Genomic DNA, 23,709 nt, shown 5'->3' on the forward strand with positions numbered 1-23,709 from the left:
AAACGTCGCGCGGGCTCAGAATGTAGTTTTTCCGCCCCTCCCTTCCCTGCGGGGGAGGGCCAGGGAGAGGGGGAGGCCTATAAACGAAGAAGGCCTGCTCTCGCAGGCCTTTTATGCGCCCCCTCCCCCTTCCCCCTCCCGCAGGAAGGGGAGATAGGGAAACTGAGCGATTAAAACTTCAGATGGATCGAATACCGGAAGGTGTCGCCGAGCACGCCGTAAGGGACCCACGCGAAGTCGAAGGAGACCTTGTTGAGCCGTCCGCCGACGCCGAGGGTGAGGCCGTTGAGCCCCTCGTTGTCCTTGCGGTGCGTGGTGTAGCCGAAGCGCAGGGCGCCTGAGAGCCCCTCATCGAAGGAGTGCTGGTACTCTCCGCCCAACGCTCCGAAGAGGTCGGTGTCGCGGTACTTGGTGAGGTCGAGGTCGAGCTTGAAGTTCTTGACCGGCTTGTAGCCGACGCCGACGACGACGCCGACAGGGAGCGGATCCGAGACGCCGGCGAAGCTCGGGCGCGTTCCCACGTTCTTGATCACGAGGGCCAGCGCGACCGGGCGCTCGGCCTCCGGGTTCATCCGGTAGTGGGCGCCGGCGTCGACGGCGAAGGCGGTCGAGGAGTAGCTGTCGATGCTCTGCGAGATGATCTTCCCCGTGACGCCCAGCCCGAGCCGGCGCTCGGGTCGGTAGGCGTAGGTGAAGTTGTAGGCGTAGTCCCCCGCCCCGAAAGTGCCGAGATTCGTCTGCGTGTCGTCGGTGCGGCGCTCGATGTCGGCGACCGAGAGGTTGTAGATGGCCGCGCCGAGCACGTGCCGGGAGTAGTCGAGCTCCCGCGACAGGGGGTAGGCGAAGGAGGCGAACTCGTAGGAGATGCCCTGGAAGTGCTGCGTGTGCGCGGCCGCGAGCTCGGGCTTCGTCAGGTTCGTGAGCGCGCCCGGGTTGTAGTAGACCGCGTAGACGTCGTCGGCGACGGCGGAGTAGGCCTCGGCCATCGCGCCCGCGCGCGAGCCCGCGCCGAGCTTGAGGAACTGCGCCGCGCTCGTTCCCGCCATGGAGTTGACGGCGGCCGCGGGGCGCGCGGCGCCCAGGCTCAGCGCGAGGAGCAGGACGGCGAGGAGTCCCTTTCTCACAGGCCGCTCCCCTTGATGATGGCCATCTTGAAGAACTTGTTGTTCGAGCCCCACTTGAGCTGGCCGATGTAGACGCCCGAGGCGACGGTCTTGCCGCCGTCGTTCTTGCAGTCCCAGGGCGAGTAGTACGTCACGCCGCCGACGAGCTGCCCCTGCGGGATCTCGCGCACGAGCTCGCCGGCCACGTCGTAGATCTTGATCTTGAGGTCGGAGGTCTCGCCCGCGGGCAGGTCGTAGTGGATCATCGTGCCGTCGAAGGAGACCGTCGGGTTCGCCGCCGCGGTGTCGTTGAGCGACTTGGTGTGGCGGATGCAGTCCGCGGGGTTCGGGAAGTTGAAGACCTTGATCTCGCCGCCCGTGTAGGGCGTCTGGCTCGAGTAGATGGGCGTCGAGGCGAGCACCACGAAGGTCGAGAAGTGGTCCACGGAGACCGTCACGGTCTTGTTCACCGTGTCGAGCCGCCGGTTGTTCGCCTCCATAACGTAGCGGCCCTGCGTCGGGTTGTAGTACCAGACGTTCACGTCGGACTCGTTGGCGGAGGTCGAGGCCGAGAGGTCGTAGGAGAAGGTCAGCTCGACGGCCTTCTTCAGCTGCGAGCGGATGCCGAGCGGCAGGAACACGTCGTAGAAGGCGCCGAGCGGGTTGATCCCGGTCGAGGCCATCGCGCGATAGAGCTCGACCGGCATGGCCTTGGGGCTCTCGAGGACCGCGAGATGCTGCGGCGCGTAGCCGAAGCGCTTGACGTACGCGGCCGACGCCGACTGGCGGCTGCGGGCGCGGCGCAGTTCGAGGGTGAACTGCGTGCTCGCCCCGGCGCCGAGGCCCTGAGAGTACTCGCTGTCGGTCTCGAAGGTCCCGGGCGGGATGTCGGCGCGGAAGCGCTCGTCGCGACCGAGGAGCACGTCCTCGTCGGTGGGCTCGAGGCGCACGTTGCCGCCCTGGATGTTGCTCACGCGCTCCTTGCGGGCCGACTCGAGACCGGTGAAGAAGTCGAAGATGCGGGAGTACTGGTAGTTGCGCCCGGTGGTCTGGTCGACCGTCTGCGAGTAGCCCTCGAGACGGAGGCTGAAACGGGTCTCGTTGGCCGCCGTGCGGTAGAGGGCCGTGAGGACCCGGCGGTTCTCGGCGATGCGCTTGTCGCCGCCGAGCAGCTGCCCGGTCCCTTCGGGCGCCGCGTAAGCGACGCCGGACGAGTTGGCCGTCGAGATCGTCAGGAGGGCGTCGAGGTCGTTGTCGGTCGCGACCTGGTTGCGCATCGGCTGCGAGCAGGTGATCTTGATCTGGAACTGTCGGCCGACCGCCGTGATCGTGCTCAGCTTCGCGTCGGCCTCGCAGTCCGGGCGCGTCGCGCCGTAGGTCAGGTTGATGCTCTTGGTCGTCTCGGCCTCGGCGGAAGTGAAGGTGACTCCCTGCCCTTCCGGCGGGAAGGAGAGTTCGTTGCCTTCCTTCGGCGTCAGGACGAGGTTGTAAGTCACCCCGGGCTTGAAGCCCGAGATGGAGTAGCCGCTGATCGTGCGCGCCACCGGGTCGGTCTCGACGGCTCCGATGACGAACTCGGTGAACCCGCGGTTGGCGGCGGCGATGCCGCCGACCTGGGTGTCGCTCGGCGCCGAGCCCGAGGGCAGGAGGATGCGGCCCGTGACGACGGCGCCTCGCGCGAGCGTCAGCGCGGTGGTGCAGGCCGAGGCCGCCGCCGTCGAGACGCAGAAGGAGCCGGTCGCAACGGTCACGTCGGCGTTGAGGACGCTGTAGCCGAGGCTGACGGCGCGCAGGGTGTAGGTGCCGGTGCTGAGGCCGACGATGCTGAACGCTCCGAACGCGTCGGTCTGCGCCTCGATGTCGCCGAGCGGGTTGCTCTTGGGCACGACGTTCTTCGGCTGCAGGAAGAGGGCCGCGGCCGGATAGCCCTTCTGCCCGCCGAAGGGATAGCTGAGCGCCCCGCCGTCGGCGGTGAGGACCTGTCCCGTGACCTGGCCGAGCAGCTCGGTCAGCAGCATCGTCGGAGGCTGCGTCGTCGAGATGCTGAAGTTGTAGAGGGTCTGCTCGCGGTAGACCTTGCCCGAGGAGGCCGTGTTGCCGTCGCGCGGGGCGAAGGTCAGGTCGTACTGCTGGGACACGAAGGTGGAGACCCAGATCGTGTACTCGCCGGAGGCGTTCGTGTAGGTCTGCACGACGATGTCGCTGGCGCCGAACGAGGGACGGGCGACGACCTTGATGCTGCCCAGCGCGGTCGTCGTCGAAAGCGCGTCGACGACGGTCCCGCGCACCGACTGTCCCTGGTTGAGGCCGAGCGTCCCGACGTCCTTGGTCTCGCCGGGGCCGGGCTTGAGCGCGGCCACGGTCATCGGGGCGTAGTTCTGGCTGCCCTGCGCGAGGTAGGCGAGGTCCCAGCGGTCCTGACCGAGACGCAGGTCGTAGGCCGTGTCGGGGATGAGCGGGCCGACGAGGAAGGTGCCGTCGGCGCGGATCGGACGCAGCGACATGCTGGCGGCGGCGACGACGTAGCCGCCCTCCACCCAGGGGTTCGCGGTGGCGGCGATCTTGAAGTTCGGCGCCAGCATCGTGGCATTGTCCTTCGTGATCTGCTCGCCGGTGTTCGCGTCCTTGACGCGTCCCGTGATGAAGGCGGCGCGCAGCAGCGTCAGGCTCTGGCGCGTGAGGTCCGTCGTCAGGCCCTTGGGAGAGAGCGACGGGTCGGGGAACTTGATGGGCCGACCCGCGTACTTCGGGACCTCGGCGACGTCCTCGACGGAGAGGGTGTAGAAGTCGCCGGCGGGCAGGTTGCGGAAGGTGTAGTCGAGCGAGTTCGCGACGGCGCCGGCGCCGGCGTTGCCGAGCGCGGAGTTCGTCGAGCGCACGAGTTCCTGGCGCTGGTTGTAGAGGTTCAGGCGCAGCGTGCGGGCGTCGAGGATGCCGTTGTCGAGCGAGACGGTCCCCGCCACGCTGTAGCCGTCGCGCAGGGTGATGGTGACCCCGGCGACGCTGTAGCTCGTGACGCTGACCATCTGTCCCGTGAGCGGTACGAGGGTCTCGCAGGTCGCGCAGGTCCGCAGGTTGGCCGTGCGCACGAAGTAGACGCCCGGCGCGACGTTGTTGATCGCGAAGCGGCCCGCCATGTCGAGGAAGCCGACGCGGTCGACGGCCGGGTTGGCGGTCGTCGTGATGGCCACGTTCAGCGTGCCGAACTCCTGGCGAAGAGCGACGACGCGGGCGAGGGAGTCCGTCGAGCGTGTGGCGATGGCCGGGTCGATGGCCCAGAGGCGGTTGTTCGCGTCGCGCAGGGGGACCGTCGCCGCGCCGACGAAGATCTTGTCGTTGGTGTTGAAGAGGGAGTTCTGGACCTGGTTGGCGATGGTCCCGGAGATCGAGTAGGTCGAACTGCGCACGTCGGTGACGCGGAAGTCCACCGTGGCGGAGGTGGTCAGGCCGTTGACGACCGCGACGCGGTGCTTGCGCGACATGCCGGTGGTGCGGTAGGTGAAGAGCACGTCGACGGTCTCCGTGTTCATGTTGGAGACGTGGAAGGTCGCCGAGCTGTTCTTGATGCCGCCGACGTTCGGGCAGAGCCCCGTCGCGGCCGGCACGGCCGCCCCGGTGCCCGTGCACTTGATGCTGAGGTCCGCGGTGGCGTACTGGACCTGGAACTTCTCGCCCACCCGCTCGGGCCGCACCGACGAGATCGTCTCGCCCTGCAGGTCGATGCTGCCGAAGTCGTTGCTTCCTTCGGGGAGGTAGATCATCCCGTCGATCGCGCCGGAGGACGCCTCGAAGGTGAACTGCAGGGAGGCCTCGGGGTTCTTGAACGGCGCGACGGTGGCGATGGTGACGCGCTTGGGGAAGCCGCCGGGCACGTCGAAGTCTCCGCCGCCGTGCTGCTCCATCCACGCGTAGAGCTGGTACTCGACGCCCGGGTCGAGGCCGGTGATGTGGAAGTTCGCCGAAGAGGTCACGGCGTTGGGATAGATCGAGAACTCCGCCTGACCGAAGTTCATCGAGCCGGGGGCCCAGGCGTTGACGTGGATCTCGACCGGGTAGCCGCTGTCGAGGTTCGGGAAGCCGGTCGTGTCGCCCTTGACGGTCACGGTGCCGGAGATGACGTTGGACGCGCTGGGGTCGCTGAAAGTGAAGTCCGCCGTAGAGATGTCGACCCCTCCGCCCATCCCGATGAGCGGGAGCGTCCGGGCGGCGAAGCCGCGCGTGTTGGCGACCATCCGGTACTCGCCGGCGACGAGGCCGCCCATGTCGTAGGCGCCCGAGACGACGCCGGGGGGCAGCCACACGCCGCCGAAGCCCTGCGGTAGCTGCGTGGTGGTGCTCAGCGGGATGGCGTTGACGGAGACGAAGAGGCCCGCGGGGTTCATGCCCGCCGGCATGTAGACCGTGCCGCCGAGGTGCAGCTGGCGGGTGAAAGCCGGGAGATTGACGTACGTCGCGCCGCGCTCGACGAAGACGCCCGTGGCGACCGCCTCATCGAAGCCGAAGACGTTCGCCCGCACCGTGTAGGTGTCGGAGGGCACGTCGTAGCGCAGCAGGGTCTTGGTGACGAAGCGCTGGACCGAGTTGTCCCACTGTCCGCCGTCGTCGAAGGTCGTCGTGCCGGCCGGCAGGTGCAGCGGGGCGAAGAAGGCCCGCGTATAGCTCGAGGTGTGGATCTGCATGCCGCCCCAGACCTCGCCGAGCGGCTTCGCCGGGTCGGTGCTGATCGACGGCGTCACGAACAGCGCCGAGGCGCGGTTCAGGTAGGCGTTGAGCGCCCCGGCCGGGGTCGAGGCGAGCGTCACGTCGGCCGAGGTCGCCGAGAAGGTCGAGACGATGCCGTTGGAGTCGATGCGCATCGAGCCGCTGCCCGCGAGGTAGCCGTCCTTCGTGAGGTAGAGCTGGTAGTCCCCCGCCGAGAGGCCGGGCATCACGAAGCCGCCGCGCGAGTCGCTCACGGTGTTCTGGCCGCCGAAGGGCCCGTAGGCGCTGATGTTCACGCCGGAGAGCGGCACCTGCGGCACCGTGCCGGAGTCGAGGACCTGGCCGCTCAGCTGCGGGGTGATGACGCGGACCTGCAGGGAGTCGTCGCGCACGCCCATGCCGACCTCGACGCGCACGAAGTAGCTGCCGGTCGGGACGCGGCTGCCGTTGTTGAGCCACGGGCTGTAGCGTCCGTCCCAGGTGACCTGGCCGCGCGTCGGCTGGCCGTAGCCCCAGGTCTGCCAGATGGGGTCGGGGGTCGTCTCCCCGCCCTTGTAGGGGATGGAGGCGACCATGACCGTCCAGCTCATGTTCGCGCTGGCGAGGTCGAAGTTGACGTAGGCCTGGTTCGGGGAGCTCGGGTCGCCGTTGGGGATGATGGTCGCCGACGAGAAGCCGAGCATGTACGGCTGCGTCGCGATGGAGACGCCCGTCAGGGTGTTCGTCGCCACGACGCTGAGGCCGGCGTAGAACGAGGAGGTGGCCGGTCCCTGCAGCATCGACAGGATCTCGACGTTCATGTCCCCGGTCGTCGTCGAGCGCGCCACGAAGGTCCGCGAGGAGCGGCCGGCCGTGAAGGTCAGCTGCAGCTCGTCGACGTACTGCCCGGTGGCGGCGCTCGAGAACTTGAGCGCGCCCTCGGGCTGGAAAAGGCCCGTCGCATAGTCGTAGCGGCGCGCCCGCAGGGTCGCCGTCGTGCTGACGAGGACCGTGGCGGTGTTGCCGCAGTTGTCCTTCGCATCCAGGACCTGGCGGTCCGAGGTCTGTCCCTGCGAGAGGGAGAACCAGCCGTTGCGGAGCATGAAGTACTGCGGCGTGCCGGGCGCGAGCGCGATCGTCGGCTCGCCCGAGATGAGCGGCATCGGCGCGGCGCCGGCGAGCGTGCCGGAGGAGGCGGAGCCGATGCGGAAGGTGTTGTCCTGCGAGTAGCAGGGCGCCCAGACGTTGTTGTAGGTGAAGGTCAGCGTCGAACCGGCGATGAGCTTCGTCGCGGAGGTCACGCGCGCCTCGACGGCGCCCGAGCCGATGTTGTTGTAGATGGGGGCGGCGGTCACCGTCGGGAGGAGGCCGGAGGGCGTGGAGACCCGCACGCTCACGTAGCCCCAGCCGCCGGCCTGCGTCGTCTGCGGCCAGGCCCAGCCCATCGGAACGCCGAAGACGACGACGCCGGAGGTCGGTTCGATGCCGTTGGCGCCGATGAGCACGGAGACGTTGATCGTCGAGACCGTGGCGCCCGAGGGAACCGCGGTCGGGACGGCGACGGCCCAGCCCTCGCCCGCGGGGTAGCCGCCCGTCAGGCCGCCGGCGGTGGCGTCGTAGATCGGGAAGTCGATGCCCGCGATCATGCCGTTCATCGGCGTGTACACGGCCTCGGCGCCCTGGTTGCGCGGCTGGTACATGCCGCGCGGCTCGTCGGGGTCGAGGAGGAAGTTGTGGTTGACGTCGAGGTAGGCGCGCACGAAGTAGGGCTGCCCGCCCGGCACGCTCACGTCGTAGGGGCCGACGCCGGTCGGTATGCTTCGAACGCCGACCGGTCGGCCTTCGAAGCGGGAATCCGCCCACATCTCGACGCGGAGTTCGCCGGACAGGGTGCCGTCATAGCTGACGACGCCCGTGACGCCCGCCTGCGGGACGGCGATGGAGGTGGAGGCGATGAGGCTGAAGTCCGCGCCCGTGAGCGCCTGACCGGCGCGCAGGTAGAGCGGGTCGGCGAGGCCCGGCGTCACGCCGAAGGTGCCGAAGTCCTCGCCGGGGTCGGGGTTGCCGTTGAAGTTCGCGTCGGCGAAGGCCGCGATGTAGTAGGTCGCTTCGGTCTTGAGGCTCCCGAAAGTGTACGGACCGGGGCCGGAGAGGTCCGTCCCCGCGACGTAGGAGTTCGAGCTCATGCTCAGCGACGAGAACAGGCCGGCCTTGATGGCGGCGCCCTGGCTGCCGTTGTAGCTGATGTTGCCCGTGATGGAGCCGAGCGCGCCGCCGCCGGAGCCGCCCATCTTCAGCGTGAAGCCGCCGGTGATGGCCGCGGAGAAGGGGCTGGCGGCGATGGAGTAGAGCCCGTCCTTGGGGAGGATCAGGTTCGTGACGCGGGCGTTGCCGTTGCCGCCGCTGTCGTCGTCGGAGCTGAGGAGCTCTCCGTCCGGGTCCATGACGTTCAAGTAGCTGTCGTAGAAGCCCGTCCCGATGAGGTCGATGGTGACGATCTGTCCTCGGCTCCCGTTGAAGGTATAGACCTTCTGGTAGGCGCCGCTCCGGTCGGCCGAGGTGCAGTCCGCCGCGCTGAAGCTCCCGGCGATCTCGGTGCTGAGCGAGATCGGGCGGCGGTCGCAGATCGAGACGTCGAGACCCGTCTGGGAGCCGCCCGAGAAGTAGAAGCCGGAGGAGGCGCCGCGGCCGGCGGGCTCCCCCTCCTCGGGGATGAAGTTGGAGTTCTGGTCGACGAAAGCGCGCAGGACGTACTGTCCCATCGGCACGTTGTTGAAGAGGTAGGGGCGGACCGCGCCGAAGGCCGCCGTGGAGCTGCGGATGGGCGCGACGGCGCCGACGGGGAAGAGCATGGCGCGGATCGTGCCGGAGCTCGCGAGCGTCCCCGCGTAGCGGATGCTGCCGGAGACCGTCTCGCTGAGCGTGCCCGTGCCGGCGCTGCCCGCGGAGCTGACGGCGCCGCTCGCGTTCATGTTCGTGCGCAGCACGATCCAATCGAGGTTCTGCCCGTTGTTGACGGTGCCCGCGAGGTACACGTTGGTGGAGTCGACGACGTCCAGACCGGCCGGCATGTCCTCGAGCGCGTTGTCCCTGCCGTCGAAGGTGCGGGTCGCGAGCAGGTTCAGGTTCGCATCGTAGCGGTTGACGCCGATGTCGCCGGCGTTCGTGCCCGCCTCGTAGCCGAGGTACACGGTGCCGTCGGGGCCGAGGCGCAGGCCGCCGGCCATATCGCCCCCGAAATGATTGAGCACCGGGCTCACGGAGACGTTCGCCGTCTCGTTGAACGCGGAGTCGAAGCGGCGCAGGCGCCGCGTGATCATGGCCGTGTCGCGCTCGTGGTAGGAGAGGTAGACGCTGCCGTCGCCGGCGACGGCGAGCTCGCCCCCCTCGCTCGCGAGGGAGCTGTAGTAGCTGACGTCCTTGACGGCCGTCGGCGCGCCGAGACCCGGGCCGAACTTCACGATCGCGGCGAGCACGCCGACGCCGTTCTGGTCCTTGCGGCGCTCGAGGGCGTAGACGTTCGTTCCGTCGGTGGCGATGCCGGAGCAGTCGAACCAGCCGCCGTTGTTCGGGGAGCCGGGGAAGTAGTAGTAGCCGGTGGCGTCCGCGGCGAGCGTCGCGGGATCGATGCGGAGCACGGGCTGACCCTGGGGGCCGAAGCTCCCGATGCTCGCGTAGATCTTCCCCCCCGCGTAGGTCATGCCGTTGATGCCGTCGCCGGTGTTCGCGTTCGAGGTCGTGAGCCGCACCTGCGCCGTCGTCACGAGGTTCCCGTCGAGCTTCTCGATGACCGCGCCGCGGTCGCCTTCCGGCAGGCCGTAGCCGACGAAGAGGTTGCCCGCCGGATCGACGAGCATCCGGTGCATCACCCCGCTGAGGTCGCTGGTGAGCGTGCGCGAACTCTTCAGGGCGCCGGAGGAGTCGATCTTCGCCAGGGAGAGGACGGTGCCGGTGTTCTGGAGCGTCGTCCCGAGCACATAGGCGTACGGTCCGCCGCCGCTCACGTTGTCCACCGCGAGGTCGATGCCCAGGTCGGTGGCGCCGCCGTCGAAGCGCACGCCGCCGGTCGCCGTGGAGAGCGTCCCGCCGAAGGAGTTGACGCTGCCGCCCGCGCCGCGGTCGGTCAGGATGCCGCCCCACACGCCCGCGTGGTCGTGGAACTGCGTGAGCATCGCCGAGCCCAGCGACGCGTAGGGCTGGAAGGCGGGATTGAACACTCCCGTCCCGGTCGGATCGCGGAAGGCGTCGAAGTAGAAGGTCGTGTTGTAGGGAAGGTCCGTGAAGCGGTACCGGAAGTCTCCCGGCCCCGCCGGAGCGTCGAGCCGCTGGGTCCACCGGGGCGCGCCGGTGAGCGTCGCGTTGTCATAGACCCGGATGAAGACGGGTCCGCCCTGGACGCCGAGGTAGACGACGCCGGCCTCGATCTGGCCGACGTTCGAGAAGTTGTTGCCGTAGCTGCCGGGGTCGCGGACCTCGATGTTGATGCCGTAGGTCGGCATCGTGCCCGCCCCGGTGGAGACGGTGACGGGGCTCCCGTAGCACGGCCCGTTCCCCATGCAGGTGGTCTGGCCGTACTGGGACATGGGCTCGCCGAAATCGCTGCGCCCGCTCCCGTTGGCGTCGACGTAGGCCATGAGGCTGTAGCTGGTGGCGGCGCCGAGGAAGTCGAGTCGGTAGGGGTAGGTGTTCTGCCCCGCGACGCGCTCGATGGTCGCCTGGGCCCAGTTCCATTCGCCGCCGGAGGTCTGGGGGTTCCACGCCTGGACGCGCAGGGACTGTCCGAGCGGAGCGGAGCCGTTGTAGGTGACCTGGCCGAAGACGGAGCCGGTCGGCGGGTCCGTGAGGGTCAGGGTCGTGGAGACGACCACGGAGCTCGACGCCGGGACGTAGAGCGGGAGGGAGTCGCCGTTGGGCAGTTCCAGGCCGCCCATCGGCTCGCCGAGCTCGCGGTCGGGCGAGCCGTTGCCGTTGCGGTCGAGGAACGCCCCGATGTAGTACGTCGTATTGCCGAGGATGCCGGTCTTCAGGAAGGTCCCGGCGCTCGAGAGGATGACGTAGTACGGGATGTACTGCAGCTCGCTGTCGGCGCCGATGCCGACGTAGAAGGGGCCCGTCGACGGCAGGGTCGGGTAGGCGATCGTGGCGACGAGCGAGGAGTTGCCCGAGGCGCCCGTGCCCATGTCGCGCAGGAGCAGGTTCAGCGTCGTCGTCGAGTTCGGAGAGACGGTGACCGGGGAGGAGGAAACGGCGGTCTCCAGGCCGTCGAGGGAGTCGCTGGCGTTCTGGTCCAGGTAGGCGCGCACGGCATAGTTCGTCGCGGGAGCGATGAAGTCGAGCGCGTAAGCTCCCGCGGCCGGCAGCGTCGTGAAGGCGACCTCCGTGAAGTCGTGCGTGCAGGTCGGGCAGTAGTAGGTCCCCACCGCGACGCGGATGGTGCCGGCCGCGCTGCCCTCGCGCAGGAGCTGGCCGGAGATGCGGCCCCCGACCGGATCGAGCACCGAAAGGTCGATGGCGGCGGGCGTCACGACGCCGCCGACGATGTTGATGCGGGTCGGGGAGCTGTCGCTGACCCCGTAGACGGCCGCCGGCTCGCCGCGGTCGCGCACGCCGTTGGAGTTGGCGTCCTTGTAGGCGCGCAGATAATAGGTCCCGTCCGGCATGCCCGAGACGGAGTAGGCGCCGGCCGCCGTGAACGAGGAGAGGCGCACGGGGAAGGCGCTGGTGTCGGGAGAGGTGAAGACCTGCACATAGTAGCGGCCGGGGCGGCTCCCCGCGTAGCTCAGCGTCCCGCCGATGGACGCGTTGAAGCCGCCGACGACGTTCAGCCGCAGGGCGTAGGGGAAGGTCATCGCGGGGTCGAAGGAGGTCGGCTCGATGCGGTAGATGCCGGCCGTGTTGACGGTGTGGCGGATGTACGCCCCGCCGGTGCGGTTGTCCTGGGCGACGACGTTGCCGTCGGGGGCCAGGAGGAAGAGCCGGTTCGGGTTGGCCCCGGACTCGAGGCGGATCTCGACGTCGGTGCCGAGGCCGATGGAGCCCGCGGCGCCGCCGCCCACGCGGAAGGTGTAGATGTCGGTGTAGTAGCTCGGGCCCTGGTCGAGCGCGACGCAGTCGGAGAAGCCGATCGTGCCGTTCTGCTGGCTGTTGGGGGCGATGGCGGTGCGGTCGCAGATGTTGACGCGCGTGCCGGGCACCGCGTTGCCGTTGGCGATGGGGATCGGGAAGGGCGCCGAGATGCCGCCGTAGGTGCCCGAGGGCTCGACCGCGGCGTCCTGCTGGTTGTCGCCGTTGAGGTCGCGGAAGCCCCGCAGGTAGTAGCTGCCGTCCGGGAGGCCCGTGAAGCTGAAGGGCGTGAGCGTGGTCTCGGCGTAGAAGGACACGGCGGCGTCCGGGCTCGTCGAGATGCGGACGCGGTTGACGCCGTAGGTGGAGACGCCGACGTACTGGAAGTCGCCCGAGATCGTGCCGCCGAGCGAGGGCTGGGCCGAGATGACGCCCGAGGGCAGACTCTGGTTCTGTCCGTAGTCCACGGCGAGGACGCGGTAGTAGTTCATCGCGCCGGAAGCCGGGGCCGGGTCGGTGTAGAGCGTCCCCGCGACCGCGCCGGTGGTGCCGAACACCGTCGAGGTCGTGATCGTCGCGAAGGTCCCGGCCGAATAGGTCGTGCGCTGGACGCGGTAGGCCGCGAGGTCGGAGAGCGTCGTGTTGTTGTAGTTGCGGGTCGGCGCGTTCCAGGTCAGCAGGACCTTGCCGATGCCGGCGGTCGCGACGACGCCGACGGGGCTCGCCGGCGGCATCGTGTCGACGGCGATGGAGAAATCGCGGCTGCCGATGGGGGCGCCGGCGACGGCCACGCTGGTGACGTACTGTCCGAAGTCCTCTCCGAGTCCCCGCAGGCCGTTGCCGTCCGCGTCGACGAAGGCGCGCAGCCAGTAGGTCGTGCCCCCGCTGAGGCTCAGGTAATAGGGAAGCTGGCCGCCGGAGGGGAGCGTGGAGATGCGTACCGGCGCGCCGGTGAAGGTGCTGGTGGCGTAGGCGTGGACCAGGACGCTTCCGGCCTGGCGGCCCGCGTAGGTGATGAGGCCCGCCGCCGAGGGCCCGCTGGCGGTCGGCGTCACCGCGGAGTAGGCGCTGTAGGTGCTCGACTGCACGCCGTTGTAGTTGAGCGCCCGGACCCGGTAGTGATAGGTCTGGGACGGGGCGACGCTCAGGTCCAGGACCGGGGCGCCGGTCGAGAGGAAGAGGAGCGCGTAGGGGGCGCTCGGCGAAGTCGCCCGCCGCACCTCGTAGGTCGTCGCCGGCGAGGTCGAGTTGCCCTGGTAGGACCAGGTGAAGGCGGCGCTGCTCACGCCCGTGAAGAGCTCCGTGACCGCTCCGGGGGTGACGGCGAGGGTCGCGAGCGGGGAGAGGGGCGTGCTCGCCGCGCCGTCGCCCTGGGCGTTGGCGGCCCGGATGGCGACGAACGGGGAGACGTAGTTGGCCGTGGAGAACCATTGGTCGTACGTCGTCGTCGAGGCGGAGACCTGGACGAGGGACCCGCCGGTGGAGCTGAGGAGCTTGTAGCTCACGGCGCCGGGAGCCGCGTCCCAGCTCCAATGCAGGGTCGCCGAGGAGAGAGGGGTCCCCGTGAAGCCCGTCACGCCGCCCGGAGCGGAGGCCGCGGCGATGTAGACGTCGGCGTTCGCGTAGCCGCCGACCGGGACGGAGACGAGGTTCGCGCTCTGGCCGAAGAGCTCTCCGGTGTCGTACTGCCCGTTGCCGTTGGCGTCGGAGAACATGAACACCGAGTAATCGGCGTCCGCGCTCAGCAGGCCGACCTGGTACCAGCGGTTGGTCATCATCGCCATGCCGGGCGACTGGTCGAGATAGTTCTGGTTCTCGAAACGGTAGCCGGGCTTGCCGAAGAAGCCGTGGCCCACGATCGCGATGATGGGCTTGTCGTCCGGGACGCTCGCGTGCTTCGTCATCTGGCCGGAGACCGCGCCGTGGTCGAAGAGGGCGATGTCCTTGCCGGTGACCGCCGCCCCGGTGTCCACGAAGACCGGCGCCCAGGCGCCGCTGATGAGGTCGACGAAGGTCGCCGTGGAGACCCCGTAGAAGCCCAGGGCGTCCGCGCCGTTGGGCTTGCCGCCGAGGTAGCCGCGGTAGGAGAGGAGGTAATAGGTGGCCGGGGAAGGCAGGCCGCTCATCGTGTAGGCGCCGCTGCTCGACTGCGAGTGGATGCCGACGAAGTCCACCTCTCCCTGCATGTTGGTGTGGGTGGCGGCGAGGATGATGTAGTCGCCCCAGGTCGTCGTGCCGGTGCTCGGATAGTTGACGGTGCCGGCGATGGAGCCGAAGCCGAGGGGGATCGTGAGGGCCACGGTGGTGGTGGAGTTGGCCTGGCAGTAGAACTCGCGCTCCGTCTTCGCGTTCTTCGCGACGTCGACCGAAAGCTCGGCCTCGACGCGGTAGGAATTCTGCGGGAGGCCGGAGATGCTGAAAGCGTAGGTCCGACCGCCCGCCACCGGGGTCCCGGAGCCCATCGGGAGAGTGACCGTGCTGACGAACGGCGGATACGCCCAGGGCTGGACGGCGCGCACGATCAGGTTCCCGGAGGTCACGCCGCCGGGATAGAAGACCGCGCCGTTGATGAACGCGGTCGTGGTGCCCGAGACCGAGTAATCGACGAAGAGGCGTCCCGAGTTGTTGTAGTAGTCGCCGGAGTAGTCGTTGGCGGCGAGGAAGAGGCGGCCGCTCTGGTTCGCCGTGAAGGTCGTGCCGGTGCCGATGCGGACCCAGTTGGAGCCCCACTCCCAGCCGCCCACGCGTCCCATGAGCTCGCCGATGTTGGCGTCGGGGGACACGCCCTGGTTCCCGGTGCCGGCGTGTCCGCCGGGCCCCGTGAGCCCGGACCCGACGGTCCAGGTCCCGGTGGCGCTCACCGTCACCGCGAGGCCGGGGTCGACCTGCAGACCCGTGTCCATGCCGCCGCTGTTGGGGCCGTTGTAGCCGGCGTTCTCCATCGCGCTGATGGAGAAGCGCACCGGCAGCAGGCCCGTGTGCACGGGGTACATGGACGGCTGGGCGAGCATCGTCCCCTGGCCCATGGTGAAATACGTGGCGCTCATGCTCAGGTCGACCGGAGCCGGGAAGGTGCCGTTCATCCCCCCCATGAGGTTCAGCGAGAGCAGGTAGGTCCGCGTGGAGCTCGCGGGGACGGTCTGCGGATTCCAGAAGGTCAGCGCGCCGGAGGAGACGTCGGCGGTCGGGGTCATCGTCAGGCTGCCGACCATGGAATCGTTGTCTTCCGGCATCCCGCCCGCGGGCATGTAGGTATCGATGACGCCGTTGCCGTTGGCATCGCGCCAGAGTTCGACCATGTTCGAGTGGCTCAGGTCGCCGTGGACGAGGTCGTACTTGAGGGCGGAGAGGGTCGCCGCGCTGCTGGGGCTCGCGTTGTAGAGGTCGAGCCGGATGAGCGGGTTCGAGCCGCTCATGGAGAGCGCTCCCGGGTGGAGCGCCGAGGTCGAGAGGGAGAGGTAGCCGCCAGGAGCCGTCCCGCCGCCGGTGAGGGTGAAGTTGCCCACGACCCGGGTGGAGCCGGCGACGACCGCGGAGACCGCGGCGGTGGACTGCGCCTCGAAGGGGTCCGCCAGGCCGTTTCCGTTGACGTCGACGAAGGCCAGGACCTGGTCCGCGCCGGCGGGGGCGCCGAACTCGTAGGAGCCGCCCCAGCTCGCGAGCTGGGCCGAGAGGCTGCGCGTCGAGACGGCCGGCGTGGCGGGGTCGCCGATCCAGGGCTGGACGCGGACCGGCCCGAACTGCGAGGAGTTGTTGTTGACCCAGCCGTTCACTCCGCCCCACGCGGAGAGCGTGATGTCGATGTTCGAAAGGTTGGTGCCGTTGGCGACGAAGACCGGCTCGGAGCGGGCGAGGCCCGCGTGCAGCCAGCCGCCGCGCGCAGTATGGCCCTCGGGATGCGCCCAGCTCGGGCCGCGCCAGGCGAACACGTAGTAGGTGTTCGGGGCCTGCAGGGTGTTGAGGGAATAGGCGCCGACGGCGCTCAGCTGCGTCGCGGAGTAGATCGTCTCGCCGCCGTTGGGCTCCGGGCTCGTCGTCGCGAGGACCGTGTAGTCGTCGACGGGGCTGCCGGAGAGCGAGATCGTGCCGGAGATCTGCGCCGTGCCGCCGCCGTCGGGGTTCCAGTAGATGACGCCGTTGGGGTCGACTTCGTAAGGGGAGCCGCGGCGCTCGCCGGTCGCATCCTGGGCGGTGATGACGCTGCCTGGTATCGCGCCGGTGGCGTCGATGTTGACCGGGAAGCCCCAGCCGAACTGCAGTCCCGTGAAGGTCCGCGTGATGACCTGGTCGATGTAGAGCTTCATCGCCGGGGTCGTGCGCGCGGGGGTCGTGACCCAGTCGTTGAAGCGCAACTTCTCGAGGTTCGCGCAATAGGTGTAGGTCCCGATGACCACGGTCTCGGCGTTGGCGATCTCGAGTCCCGCGCTGTTGCGGAAGTCGATGGTGCCGTCGTCGACGGTGAAGAAGAACCGGCTCATCGTGTCGAGGGATTGCAGCGTGGGCCCTCCCCAGTTCTCGACGCCGGCGCTGCGCACCGTGCCGCCGCCTTTGACGAGCAGGCCCTTGCGGCTGAAGCGGACGCGGGCGCTCGTGCCGGAGACGTCGAGGATGCCGCCGCCGGTGACCTCGAGGCGGCCGGCGACGCTGATCTCGGCGCTGTTGCCGACGCGCAGCCGCCCGCCCTGGACGTAGACGTTGCTCGAGAAGTCGAGGTTGAGATAGCCGCCCATCGGGTTGGTGACCTCGACGGTGCCGGTGTAGTTCGACTTGAGCGTGAGCACGCCGAGGTTCGCGCCGTAGATGTCCCAGAGGCAGGGCTGCGTGGACACGGCGCCGTCGAAGAGGACCTTCTCGCCCGGCAGAGGCTTCGCGCCACCCTGCCAGTTCGCGTCGTAGCTCGCGTTCGGCCCCAGGCCGCTGCTCCCCAGCCAGGTCCGGGTGACGTTGGAGGCGACGAGCCCGATCTCCACGTTGAGCTGCCCGAAGTTGTTCATGTAGTCGGAATCGTTCATCGCCAGCCAGAGGGTGCCGCTCTGGGTCGCCGCGAAGGTCGCGCTCGAGCCGATGAGGAACCAGGCTCCCGAGCCGACGCGGCCGACGAGCGCTCCGAGCGGAAGGGCCGGGTCGAGGCCGCCGTTGGAGCCGACGCCGTCGGCGCCCGAGGCGGCGTAGTCGCCGGTGCCCCAGGTGCCGGCCGCGAGGACCTGCACGTTCTGGCCGGGCTGCAGGAAGACGCCCGAGTCGAAGCCGCCCCAGGGATTGGGGTTGGCCCCCGGGTAGGAGTAGCCGCCGTCGGTGGGCCGCGCGGCGAGGGTCAGGCGCAGGCGGCTCATCCCGGAATCGACGGGGTAGAGGGCCGGCTGGGGCGCGATCTCGCCGTAGCCGATGCCGAAGCGCTCGGGACTGTCGATGCCGACGCCGATCAGCCCGCCCGCGGGCACGTTCCAGTAGTTGAGTCCGACGAAGTAGTTCTGCGAGGAGGCGGTGATGGTCTGCGTGCTCCAGAACAGCACCTGGGCGGTCGGGGGGTTGCCGGAGAAGTAGACGGAGCCGATCTGCCAGTCCGTGCCGTTCTGGAAGGTGCCGTCGCCGTTCTCGTCGCGGTAGACGCGGGCCTGCACGTTCCAGGGCGGCGCGTCGCCGAGCAGGCCGAGGTTCAGCGAGTTCCACTGCACGTTCCCCCCCGACGCCGCGAGGGTGAGCCGCAGCATCGGGACGTCCATGGCGCTCGTCGGGAGGGACGCGGGCGCGAGGTTCATCGTGCTGACGAAGAGCGTCCCGCCCGGGCTCGGGGAGATGGTCAGTTCGACCGGGTAGGTGGTCCCGGAGGTCAACGCGGCGATGGGACCGGAGGAGACGGAGACGTCCTCGCCGGAGTCATAGCCATAGTTATGGTTCGAGTCCACGTAGGCGCGGAAGTAGTAGGGGATGGACGCGTCGTTGGTGGAGAGGCTCGTGAAATAGTCGAAATTCGTGACCCCGTAAGCCGCCCAGCTGTCTTCCAAGGCGCGGTAGGGCTGCGCGGCGTCCGGCACGCCCCGCCAGACCTGGACGCGGAGGTCGCCCTGCTGCACGCTGTTGTTGGTGACCGTGACGCTCGCGAGGAAGACGTCTCGCAGGCCGATGCTGACGTTGGCGGCCGTCGAGTTCGCCGTCACGAAGATCGGGAGGGGCTCGAGGCCCGTGCTGGTCTGGACGCTGTAGTGGTAGGTGCCCTGCGGCTCGAAAGGCCCCGGCTCGTTGAAGGTCCCGTCGAGGCTGATGAAGGCGAACGCGTAGTAGGTGTTGGGCGCCTCGAGGTCCGGGATCTCGAAGGCGCCCGTCAGGACCCCCGCGTTCGCCTCATAGCTCGTCATGGTGTTGAATTCCGGCCACTGGGTGGAGACGACGACGTAGAAGCGGGCCGGAGACGACGCCCCGGCGTAGGTCCCGGAATAGGAGACCGTGCCCGTGATGCCGCCGGTGATGCGCGGCGGGACCGGGATCGCGGTCGAGAGCTGGATGACCGAGTCCGAGGCGAAGTCGGAGCCGTAGAGCGGGGCGTTCGCCGTCATCTCGCGGAACGTCATGCCGAGCACGTCGACGCCGCTCTGCAGGAGGGTGGGCGTCGTGTCCAGATTGGGGCTCCCGAGCGTGCCCTTGTTCTTGAACACCCAGAGCTTGCCGTTGCCCGGGGGCAGGTCCGTGTCGGTGTCGCTGACGAACAGGTTCCCGTTCATCTGGTCGAAGGCCAAGGCGTAGGGATGGGCGACGGCCGTGAGGGTGGAGACCGGGGCGTTCCCGATGAAGTTCGAGCTGTTCGGGAACATGCGGATGACGCCGCTGGAGGCCGAGGCCGCCCAGAGGTTGCCGGCGCCGTCGAAGGCCAGGCCGGTGGGGCGGTAGACGTAGGCGGAGGTCGCAAAGGTGCTCACCGCGCTGTCGCCGTAGCTCGGGGTCGGCAGGGTTCCGAGGTTCGAGAAGTGGACGATGGAGGCGAAGGACGGGGAGCCCGCCGGACCGCGGTTGGCGACCCAGAGGTCGCCGTTGCCGCTCTGGAAGGCGATCGCGGAGGGGTCGCGCAGGGCGGCGGAGAGGACGGCGCTCGTCGAGGTGGCGTGCATGCCCGCGCCGGTGTAGGTGATGCGCACGAGGCGGTCGTTATAGGGTGCGGCGACCTGGTTCGCGGCCGAGACCCACAGGTTGCTCAGACTGTCGAGGGCCATCGCGCCGGGGCGGATGACGCTGCGCGGCATGGTGCCCGAGGTGTTGACGGGGAACGTCGGGTTCGTGTACTCGTAGACGAGGTTGTCCTTCGTGATGGACGCGAAGAGCTTGTTATAGGAGAAGAACGCGGCCAGGCCGTTGTAGCCGACCCCCACCGCGGGAGGAGTCCCCGCGAGCGTCCGGCGCCCCAGGAGGGCGTCGAGGTCGGTCCCGGGCACCGTGCCGGCCAGGTAGACCTGCTGCCCGGTGGAGACCGTGAGGCCGTAGAGCTGCCCGTTGCCGGCGGCATAGGTCGCCGACGAGATGAGCTGGAGGATGGGCGAGAAGCGGAAGGCGGCGAAGCTGGGGCCGTTGACGGTGCCGCCGAGGTAAAGGTCCGAACCGTCGGTGGCCAGGTCGAGGACGCGCTCGTAGGCCGCCGAGGCGTTGGTGACCGCGTAGGCGTTGCCCAACGGATTGAGGTTGAGGTCGTACTTCTTGACGAAGATCTGGTCGCCGGACGGGTTGAAGGTCGCCAGGAACAGGCCGTTGCCCAGGACCTGGATGTCGTGGCCTTCGGCCTGGCTGCCCAGGTCGGCGCTGACCATCCGCTCATTGAGGACCGCCAGCGCGGGGCTGATCTTCACGAGCCGGGCGTCGGTGTTCCCGGCGACGAGGAAGTAGAGGTTCCCGTCGAGGTCTCTGGAGAGGCCGTTGAGCCCCATGGTGCTGGGGGCATAATAAGAGTAGTTGTTGACCGGGGTGAGCCCGGCGGCGTTGAGGCGGATGAACTCGGTGCGGCCCCAGGTCTGGCTCTGCCCGGCCGCGTAGACGTAGGAGCCGGTGGCGAGGATCGCCTCGACGGAGTGGAAGGACGATGTGTCGAGGTACACCATGTTGACGATGTTCAGACTGGAGTCGAGCTCATAGATCCCGACGGTGGAGTTGTCCGCGGAACGCATCGAGACGAAGAGGTTCCCCGCGGAGTCGATCGCCGAGGCCCCTCCGTCCATGGTCAGGGCGCTGAGCGAGCGCGAGCTCAGGAGCACCGTCCCGGTGAGGTCGTACTTGGAGACGAGGGTATCCTGCATGGCGCTCGTGCCGAACGGCGTGCTGCTGAAGCTCAAGGTGATGGAGTAGACCCAGGAGTTGACCGGGTCGACGAGGGTCTTGAGGGCGAGGTCGACGCCGCCGGAGCGCTTCGCGATGCGCGGCCCCGTCCCCGCGAAGTTCCCGCTGTAGTCGAAGAACGTCCAGTTCTTGTTGCGGCCTCCCCCGTCATGGCTGCGCTCCGCCAGGATGCCCGGGGCGTAGGAAGACGCGTCGGAGTCCTCGATGACGGCGTTCCTGACCGTATAGGATGACAGGCCCAGCAGGCGCCAGGCGCTCCCCTTCGTCATGCTGCGCAGGGTCGCCGGGGTCTCGTAGCCCGAGGCGTCAACGACGAAGGAGCTGATCTGGAAGTCGTAGTAGGGCGGCGCTCCGATGCGATGGTGGAACTTGACGGTCACGCTGCCGACCAGCACCTCGAAGAGGGCCGTCGTCAGGGGAGCGTCGACGACGAACTCGGTCGGGTTCGTCACGCGGACGGCCTTGAACGGCGTCCCCATGCCGCCGGTCACCTGCATCGTCTGCGGCGTCGTCCCGCTGAAGACCCCGGTCGCGTTGGGCACGTCGAAGTAGCCGCCCGACTGCCTCATGTCGCCCTTGAAGACGGCGCTGTAGGTCGTCGTGAAGGTGCCCGAGAGCATCGTAAAGTTGCCGTAGAGGATGGCGTCGGAGCCCATCGTGATGCGGGTCCCCGCCGGCTTCTGGATGATCTGGTTGCCCGCCTCGATGGGGCCGACTCCGCCGCGGCGGCGCATGCTCTGGTTGCCCGCGCCGTTGAAGGTCAGCGTGCTCGTGTCCATGTAGAAGACCACGGAGGAGGAGATGTCGATGTTCCCGCCGAACTTGATCTCGTTGCTCCCGAAGTGGACCGCGCCCATCGCGCTGGTGGAGGCGTAGAAGTCGAGAAGGTTCTCGAAGCTGGCGGTGATGGTGATGGTGCTCGTGAAGTTCGGCATCAGCGTCGTGGAGGCGATGGCGATGCCCGCGTCCATCGTGATGCCTGTCGGAGAGGCCCCGAACTGGATGCTGTCGCCGGGCTGCGGAGCGACTCCGCCGACCCAGTTCGCGCCGTTGGAAACGAGGGTGTCTCCGCCCGAGCCGTTCCAGACCCGCGTGACGCCGGTCGTGGAGACGGAGAAGCCGGTGGGCAGCGTAGCCCGGGTGTCATGCAGGGCCCGGAGGACGCCGCTGCCTCCGCCGTCCTCGACCCAGGAGACGTCGAGCTGTCCGCCGTTGTTGGCATAGCCCGCCCAGCGGGTCGCGGCATGGCGGCGGTCGCCGGCGCCGCTGGTCAGGTTGGCCCACCACCCCGCCCAGGCGCCGCCGACGCAGCTGCTGATCTTCACGTTGACGTCGGAAACCACGTCGCTGCCGGTCCAGACCACGTAGAGCTTGTTGGCCGCGTCGAGGGTCAGCGAAGGCGAGTACTGCGGGGCGGTTGGGATGTTCGTGACCTGGACGAACGAGTTCCAGGCCGGCGCGAACACCGTCTTGGAGGCGTACTTGATCTGGTAGTTCTGCTGAAAGGTGCCGTCGGTGCCCGTCCAGGCGACGTGCAGACCGTTGGAGGAGTCGACGACGACGCTGGGCGTGATCTCGTAGTAGCTTCCGATGAACGCCACCTGCTCCCAGGCCCCCCAGCCGCCCGCGGTGCGCGAGGAGTGGACGATGCTCTCGTACGCCCCGGTCCCCGCGCCCTGCCGGTGCTGAGCGACGACGTGCGGGATGTCGTCCTTGTCGACGACGAGCGCGGGATAGAGCGTGTCGGCGGAGTCATAGGATATGTCGATGTAAGGGCCGAAGCCGGGGCTCGTCGCCGAGCGCGAGGAGTAGCGTACGCGGCCCTGCTCGCTGCCGTTGTCCTGCCCGTACCAGGCCACGTGCAATCCGTCCAGACTGTCGACGGCGATCGCGGGTCGGACCTCGATGCCGTTATAAGCATTGTAGGGGAGGACCTGATAGGAGGACCACCCGGAAGTCCCGGGAGCGGCCGCCTGCACGTAGGCGACCTTCCCCTCGGGGCCGCTGGCGTCGATGACCGTGCTGTAGGCGGCGAAGACGACGTGGATCTTATCCGTCGAGTCGATGGCGAGCGCCGGGTCGGTCTGGTCGCCGACGGGCGAGGGGATGTTCTCGATGGGCGCCGCGGTCGTGTCCGCCCAGGTCGCGCCGTTGTCGGTCGAGCGCGCGAGGAAGATGCGCTTGCCGCCGCCGTACGCCTTCGAGTGCGCGAGGTAGAGGTCGCCGTTGGAGGCGCGCGCCATGCTGCGCTGGCTGTTGTAGGTCGGGTGGTCCAGCACCGCGCTCGTGGTGATGACGACGCCCGTGCCGGCGCCCGCCGACCCGTTCACGTTCAGGCGCTTCGTGACGAAGTCGGGGCCGGCGTCGCCGCCGACGAAGACCTGGCTCGAGGAGGCCACGGCCATCGAGCGGCCGCCGCCGCTGGCGGTCGGAAGCCGGTAGAGGTTTCCGATCCCATCGTAGCGGTAGCGGTAGGTGTCCACCCCGCAGGAGGCCAGCACGTGCCCGGTCACGGTGTCCACGCCCACGGACCAGAGGAACGGGATGCCCGCGACCGCCGCAGTGGACTGGAGGCCGAGGCCCGCAGAAGGATCGTAGACGACGAGGACCGAATCGGAGACGGGGCCGTTGGTGGCGAGGCCGACGGCGTAGAGCAGCCCGTCCGGCGCGCGCACGATGTCGTTGCCCTTGAAAGACCGTGCGTCGAAGCCGACCGAGGTCATCGCCGTGGGGGCGGCGAGGCTGAGGTCCGCGACTTCGCCGTTCCACTTGTAGAGCTCGAAGCGGTTCTGGACGTTGGCCGGGCTCGTGCCGGTCGAGAAGCCCAGCTCGAAGATGACCTCGCCGAGGCTGTCGTCGATGGCGAAGCGCGAGCGGGCGTTGTACACGTTGTTGATGTAGCTCGTGACGACGCGCAGCTCCGTGCCGGTGCCGCCGAGCAGGACCGAGGCGTTGAAGCGGCTGAGGAACACCTGGTTCGCGTTGAAGCTGAGGGTGAAGGCCTTCTCGGTCCCGGACTTCCGGATCCCGACCGCCTGGGCGCTGCCGGCGATGCTGTGCGAGGTGAGGAAGACGAGGTTCGCGTCGAACTTGTAGAGGGCGCTGGTGGCGCTGCTCGCAGCGACTTCGCCGACGACGTAGAGGTTGCCGGCGGAGTCGAGGGCGGCGTCGTAGGCGCGGTCGTTGGCGCTCTCGTGGACCGTCCGGGAGGCCACCATCGCGCCGAACAGGTCGTACTTCACGATGGTCCAGTCCTCGTTGGCGCCGCCGGTCGTCTGGTAGCCGACGGCATACAGGTACGGGGTGCCGGAGACCGTGGAGAGGACGACCTTGTTCAGCTCGTCGAAGTAGCCGCTGTCGTAGACCGCGCCGCCCGCCTGTGAGAAGTCGCCGGTGAAGGACTGCGCGCGCGCGGGAGCGGAAAGGAAGGGGAGGAGGAGGAACCCCGCCGCTATAGCGGCGGAGAAAAGGTGGCAGACGGCCCTGAGGGCCGCCCGCGGAGCACCTGCTCGGCGTGGCATTCTCGGCGTTCGCTTCAACCCACGGC

Annotated in this window: 2 protein-coding genes; both read right to left on the reverse strand. The window is 68.8% G+C overall.

Annotated elements, in window-relative coordinates:
- Positions 1-170 precede the first annotated feature (170 nt).
- Positions 171-1,124, reverse strand: coding sequence for a PorV/PorQ family protein (locus WC969_09860; GenBank protein MFA6030148.1), 954 nt, complete (start codon positions 1,122-1,124; stop codon positions 171-173).
- Positions 1,121-23,683 carry a hypothetical protein gene (locus tag WC969_09865; protein MFA6030149.1) on the reverse strand — a complete coding sequence of 7,521 codons (22,563 nt, stop codon included), beginning with the start codon at positions 23,681-23,683 and terminating at the stop codon, positions 1,121-1,123. The genes WC969_09860 and WC969_09865 overlap by 4 nt, the downstream gene beginning before the upstream one ends.
- Between the last annotated feature and the right edge of the window lie 26 nt (positions 23,684-23,709).

The sequence above is a fragment of the Elusimicrobiota bacterium genome, from assembly GCA_041660925.1.
In the GTDB taxonomy this organism is placed as follows: domain Bacteria; phylum Elusimicrobiota; class Elusimicrobia; order UBA1565; family UBA1565; genus JBAZUV01.